This is a genomic window from Salinivibrio sp. ML198 (assembly GCF_001996015.1).
GTDB lineage: Bacteria > Pseudomonadota > Gammaproteobacteria > Enterobacterales > Vibrionaceae > Salinivibrio > Salinivibrio siamensis.
Genome location: NZ_MUEZ01000034.1, coordinates 1 through 6,332 on the forward strand (window position 1 = coordinate 1; position 6,332 = coordinate 6,332).

4 protein-coding genes and 1 rRNA gene are annotated in these 6,332 nt (G+C 50.5%); 4 read left to right on the top strand and 1 reads right to left on the bottom strand.

Going from position 1 to position 6,332, the window contains the following annotated elements:
- Nucleotides 1–398: 398 nt before the first annotated feature.
- Nucleotides 399–1,124, bottom strand: coding sequence for an outer membrane protein assembly factor BamD (gene bamD, locus BZG25_RS15435; protein ID WP_069362000.1), 726 nt, complete (start codon nt 1,122–1,124; stop codon nt 399–401).
- Nucleotides 1,125–1,322: 198 nt separating this feature from the next.
- On the opposite strand from bamD, the gene rluD reads away from it, so the two are divergent.
- The 4 genes from rluD to BZG25_RS15455 all read left to right on the top strand — a co-directional run.
- On the top strand, nt 1,323–2,297 hold the full coding sequence (rluD, locus tag BZG25_RS15440; RefSeq protein ID WP_077639354.1) for a 23S rRNA pseudouridine(1911/1915/1917) synthase RluD: 975 nt from the start codon (nt 1,323–1,325) through the stop codon (nt 2,295–2,297).
- Nucleotides 2,297–3,019 carry a peptidoglycan editing factor PgeF gene (gene pgeF, locus BZG25_RS15445; RefSeq protein WP_077639355.1) on the top strand — a complete coding sequence of 241 codons (723 nt, stop codon included), beginning with the start codon at nt 2,297–2,299 and terminating at the stop codon, nt 3,017–3,019. The genes rluD and pgeF overlap by 1 nt, the downstream gene beginning before the upstream one ends.
- A 77-nt stretch (nt 3,020–3,096) precedes the next feature.
- Nucleotides 3,097–5,673 carry an ATP-dependent chaperone ClpB gene (gene clpB / locus BZG25_RS15450; protein ID WP_077639356.1) on the top strand — a complete coding sequence of 859 codons (2,577 nt, stop codon included), beginning with the start codon at nt 3,097–3,099 and terminating at the stop codon, nt 5,671–5,673.
- Nucleotides 5,674–6,133: 460 nt separating this feature from the next.
- Nucleotides 6,134–6,332, top strand: a 16S ribosomal RNA gene (locus tag BZG25_RS15455); the annotation flags it as partial.

Genomic DNA, 6,332 nt, shown 5'->3' on the forward strand with positions numbered 1-6,332 from the left:
AGCGCCGATGGTAGTGTGGGGTCTCCCCATGTGAGAGTAGGACATCGCCAGGCTTGCTTTCTTGTTTTCAGATTTTTGGAAAAATCTGAAGGCAAAAACTGATTTAAGCATCAAAGCGGATATGTGTAAGACTTTGATGAGAAAACACCAAGCCCTGACCTCACGGTCAGGGCTTTTTTGTGTCTATAGCAAGCTGTCACGCGTCTTGATTCAATAACTTACCGCTTCAAACCCTCTAAACCGTTATACATCGACAAGCGTGTGGCTGTTCTCACGCAGCGCTGAAGCTAAGCGTTGATTACAATTATACTCGACGAAGCTTTCTTGGCGCCGCTGATCTATAGATATAAAAAAACCTCCTTGGCGGAGGTTTTTATTAGCAAGCTTGTTAGCCGCTATTACGCTGGATTCTTAGCGATAAGTTTTCTTGTTCGCTCTGCCGGTTCTTCGAGTCCGAGTTTTTCATAGGCTTTAAGCATCAAGGGTAACGATGCGCGTGCTGCTTCTGTATCAGGGAAGTCACGCTGCAACGCCTGGCAACGGTTAACCGCGGCAACCCACGCTTCGCGACGGATGTAGTAATCAGCGGCGGCGAGCTCATAGTTAGCAAGGCGGTTTTTCAATGCGGTCATCCGCGCTTTGGCATCTGCGGCATATTCACTGTTGGGATAGCGCTCAAGTAAGCGACGAAAATCGGCAAAGGCTTTACGTGCTGGTTGCGGGTCTCTGTCATCCCGCTCCATACGTAGGATGTCGTGAATGAGGCTACGATCTTGGCCCATATGGACAAGACCACGCATATAAACCACCCAGTCACTTTCTGAGTGCGCTGGGTGCATACGCATAAAACGATCAATTGTGGCTTCGGCCAAAGCTAAGTCATCATTTTTGTAATATGCATAAATAAGGTCCAGCTGCACTTGATCAGAATAAGCACCAAAAGGATAGCGTGAATCCAGTGCTTCAAGCTTTTCAATCGCGGTTATCCAAGCCCCTTGATTTAACTGCGCTTCAGCATCCTGATACAGTTTGGATGGCGGATCGTCTTGAACGACTTGGTCGTTGCTTGAACAACCGGCGAGTAGAGAGGCTGCGAGTAGCGCAGTCAGGGTTAGGCGTTTCATGGGTTATCGCACTTCCTTGAAAAGTTTTTATGCCATCTGGATTACGGTCGCAGCGGCAAACAGATACAATGTCATTATTCCGGCTATTTTATCCAGTGACAGGCGACTATAGCAAAAGGCGTTTGCAGGCGATATGCCAAGCGCCACTATAACGACTGTCGCAAGGGTTTAGTCATAGAAATCACAGAAAAGTTCGATATGGCACAACAGATAGAGTTATCCCATCAGATCCAAGATCATCAACTAGGTCAGCGGCTCGACCAAGCTATCGCTGAGCTGTTTCCTGACTACTCGCGTTCTCGGATTAAAACCTGGATCCAAGCCGGTCAGGTTTCACTCAATGGCGTGGCTATTGATAAACCGCGTCAAAAAGTGATGGGAGGGGAAAACGTCGAGATCACCGCGGAAATCGAGGACGATGACCGTTGGATCCCGCAAGATATTCCATTGGACGTGGTTTTTGAAGACGACGACCTGTTAGTGATCAATAAACCTGCAGGACTTGTAGTGCATCCGGGAGCGGGCTGTCCAGACGGCACCTTGCTCAATGGCTTGTTATATCGGTATCCCGCAATAGCAGATGTGCCTCGAGCAGGGATAGTCCATCGTTTGGACAAAGACACTACTGGCTTGATGGTGGTCGCCAAAACGATCCCGGCACAAACCCGTTTGGTGCGTGCGCTACAGAAGCGGAAAATCACCCGTGAGTACGAAGCGATTGCGATTGGCAATATGACCGGTGGTGGTTTGGTGGATAAGCCGATTGGCCGCCACGCAACGAAACGTACCCACATGGCGGTGCATGAATTAGGTAAGCCCGCGATCACCCACTACCGTGTGGCTGAGCATTTTCGTGGTCACACGCGGTTACGTTTGCGCTTGGAAACGGGCCGGACCCACCAGATCCGAGTCCATATGGCTTATTTAAACCACCCTTTAGTGGGCGATCCGCTATATGGTGGCAAGGCTAAACCACCTCGTCATGCCGATGATGCGCTCATCCAAGGCTTACGCCAATTCCGGCGCCAGGCGCTACATGCGGCCATGCTACGTTTAGATCATCCCGTCACTGGCGAGCAAATGGAATGGCATGCACCGATTCCAGATGACATGGTCGCACTGACTGAGCTGCTAAGGGATGATCAAAGCCAATATGGAGAAGAGGAATACTGATGCGCTACCTCCAGCCCGATTGGCCAGCCCCAAGCAATGTACGTGCGCTGACGACCACGCGTGTTGGTGGCGTGAGCCATGGGCGCTTTTCGGGTTGGAACTTGGGTATGCATGTTGGCGACACACCTGATGATGTTGTAAAAAACCGACTGCTACTTGCAAAGCAGGTCGGAGGCGATATTACCTGGCTGGACCAAGTACATGGCACGCAGGTCGCGCACCTGCCAAGTGAGGCCCCTCACCCCAAAGCAGATGCGGCCTTCGCCGAAACAACGGGCCAAGTCTGTACCATCATGACGGCTGATTGTTTGCCAGTACTTTTTTGCAGTGACGATGGTCAGCAAGTCGCGGCAGCCCACGCAGGTTGGCGCGGATTATTACATGGTGTGCTGGAATCGACATTATCGATGTTTGAGGAACCAAGCCGATGCCTCGTTTGGCTGGGGCCTGCGATTGGTCCTCAAGCTTTTGAGGTGGGAGAAGATGTGTATCAGGCATTTACCGCTTTGTCTCCGGAAGCCAAGGTCGCCTTTATGCCTACCGACAACCACAAGTACTTCGCTGATCTTTATATGCTCGCGACGCAACGACTTAGGCAGGCAGGCGTGACAGCGATCTATGGGGGAGAGTGCTGTACCTATCAACAAGCTGACCAGTTCTATTCATATCGACGAGATGGGCAAACAGGCCGGATGGCAACCTGCATTTGGCGGGTGAAATAAAATCGACAAAGGTGCTTGAAAAGCGCTTCAATCGTGCCCATTTATTCATCAATTAGAGGTGTTAAGTGGGAGGAACTATGCGCCTTGACCGATTTACGAGCAAATTTCAAATTGCGATATCTGATGCGCAATCACTCGCATTAGGGCGAGATCACCAATACATCGAGCCTGTTCACTTGATGACCGCGCTCCTGAACCAAGACAGCAGCGCCATCCGCCCGTTATTGACCATGCTGAACGTGGATGTGAGCCAGTTGCGTTCCAGTCTTTCTGAGTTATTGGACCGCCTACCACAAGTTACCGGCACGGGTGGCGAAGTGCAGCTTTCAAACCACCTAGGCACGCTATTTAACCTGTGCGACAAAATCTCGCAAAAGCGTAAAGACAAATATATCTCGTCAGAGCTTTTTGTTTTGGCTGCGGTGGAAGACAAAGGCCAGTTGGGAGATCTGTTGCGTAGCCACGGGTTGACGTCGCAAAAGGTTGAAGAAGCGATAGAGAAAGTCCGTGGCGGCCAGCAAGTCGATGATCCAAACGCGGAAGAGAACCGCCAAGCCCTTGAAAAATTCACCATCGATCTTACTGAGCGTGCAGAACAAGGCAAGCTCGACCCTGTTATCGGTCGCGATGATGAAATCCGTCGTACGGTGCAAGTGTTACAACGCCGCACCAAAAATAACCCAGTGCTGATTGGTGAACCCGGTGTAGGTAAAACCGCGATTGTCGAAGGGCTTGCCCAACGGATTGTGAATGGTGAGGTGCCAGAGGGGCTTCGCAGCAAACGCGTTCTTTCTCTTGATATGGGTTCATTAGTTGCAGGGGCGAAGTATCGAGGTGAGTTTGAAGAGCGTCTAAAAGCGGTACTCAACGAGCTTGCTAAAGAGGAAGGCAATGTCATCCTCTTTATCGATGAACTGCACACCATGGTGGGCGCAGGCAAAGCCGAAGGTGCCATGGACGCGGGGAATATGCTCAAACCTGCTCTTGCACGCGGTGAGCTGCATTGTGTGGGGGCAACCACGCTGGATGAGTATCGGCAGTATGTGGAGAAAGATGCTGCATTAGAGCGTCGTTTCCAAAAAGTGTTGGTGAGTGAGCCGAATGTCGAAGACACGGTGGCCATTTTGCGAGGCCTCAAAGAGCGTTATGAATTGCATCATGCGGTAGAAATTACCGACCCGGCTATCGTGGCTGCTGCGAGCTTATCACACCGCTATATTGCCGATCGGCAACTGCCAGATAAAGCCATCGATCTGATTGACGAGGCTGCTTCCAGTATTCGGATGCAAATAGACTCAAAGCCAGACTCACTCGACAGGCTTGAGCGTCGCATTGTGCAACTGAAGATAGAGCAGCAAGCGCTGGAAAAAGAAGAAGACAGTGCGAGCCAAAAGCGCTTAGAAACGCTTCGCGACGAGTTAGAAGCAAAAGAGCGTGAGTACGCAGAATTGGAAGAGGTCTGGAACACTGAAAAAGCTGCCGTGTCTGGTGCACAACACATTAAAGCAGCCTTAGAGCAAGCACGTACTGACATGGAAATCGCACGTCGAGCTGGTGATTTGAGCCGGATGTCAGAGCTGCAATACGGAAAAATCCCGGAGCTTGAGAAGCAGCTGGATCTTGCCAGTCAGGCAGAGATGCAGGAAATGACGTTGCTTAAAAACCGTGTCACGGATGCGGAGATCGCAGATGTCATTGCACGCCAGACAGGTATTCCAGTGTCGCGCATGCTGGAAAGCGAGAAAGAAAAGCTACTTAAAATGGAGTCAGCGCTTCACGAGCGTGTGGTTGGCCAAGATGAAGCGGTCAGTGCTGTCGGCAACGCCATTCGTCGCAGCCGAGCGGGCTTGGCGGATCCGAACCGCCCTATCGGTTCATTCCTCTTCCTAGGGCCAACGGGAGTGGGTAAAACCGAGCTATGTAAGTCACTCGCCGAGTTTATGTTCGATAGCCGAGATGCCATGGTTCGGATTGATATGTCCGAATTTATGGAAAAGCATTCAGTGGCTCGCCTTGTGGGTGCACCTCCAGGTTATGTGGGTTATGAAGAAGGTGGCTACCTGACCGAAGCGGTGCGCCGTCGTCCTTACTCTGTCATTCTGCTCGACGAGATAGAGAAAGCCCACTCGGATGTGTTTAATATCTTGCTACAGGTGCTGGATGATGGTCGCCTGACGGATGGTCAAGGCCGCACCGTCGACTTTCGCAATGCGGTGGTGATCATGACGTCAAACCTTGGGTCGGAGCAGATTCAGGCGCATTTCGGTGAATTGGACTATGCGGGTATAAAACGCACCGTGATGGAAGTGGCTGCCAATCATTTCCGTCCAGAGTTCATCAACCGAATAGATGAAGCGGTGGTTTTCCATCCATTAGCTAAAGACCACATCAAAGAGATTGCAGGTCTACAGATGCAAGAGCTCGCCCACCGTATGGGCGAAAGAGACTTTAAGCTTGAGGTCTCAGACGCAGCCTTGGCAAAAGTCGCTAAAGGTGGTTTCGATCCTGTCTATGGTGCGCGTCCATTGAAACGTGCTATCCAGCAGACGATTGAAAATCCACTCGCTCAGCAAATTCTAAGTGGCGAGCTTGTTCCTGGGCGGCCTGTTTTCCTTGATGTTGAAAACGACCAAATCATCGCAAAACAGGACTAATAAGACCTTACGGAACGAAAGCCACCCAGTTTTAGGTGGCTTTCTGCCTCGTTTTAGGGTGGAAACGCTCACTAATAATGCACTTTGTTGGGTTTTTGTTCGTCTGAAAAGTTTTTCTTAAAAACCCCTTGCGTCACAAAATTACCTCTCTATAATGCGCTTCTCGTTGGCACGGCAAACCGCGCTAACAACGGCAAAACAGCCAAGCAAACAAAACGCTTGACTCGATGCCAAAGTGGCGTAAAATGCCACTCCCGCTCAAGATTGGGCGGCGCTCTTTAACAATTTGACCTATGCAATCTGTGTGGGCACTCGTTGAGAATAGACAAAAAGATTTATTCGATGAACTGAGTGACCAAACGATAACTTTTAGTTATTCGGCACAGTCAATTCGTTTGTCTCTTCGGAGATAAACAGTAATCAGTATTCATTGAGCAGTTTCTACGGAAACACCAAACTTAAATTGAAGAGTTTGATCATGGCTCAGATTGAACGCTGGCGGCAGGCCTAACACATGCAAGTCGAGCGGAAACGGCAGCATTGAAGCTTCGGTGGATTTGCTGGACGTCGAGCGGCGGACGGGTGAGTAACGGCTGGGAACCTGCCCTGACGAGGGGGATAACCGTTGGAAACGACGGCTAATACCGCATAATGTCTAC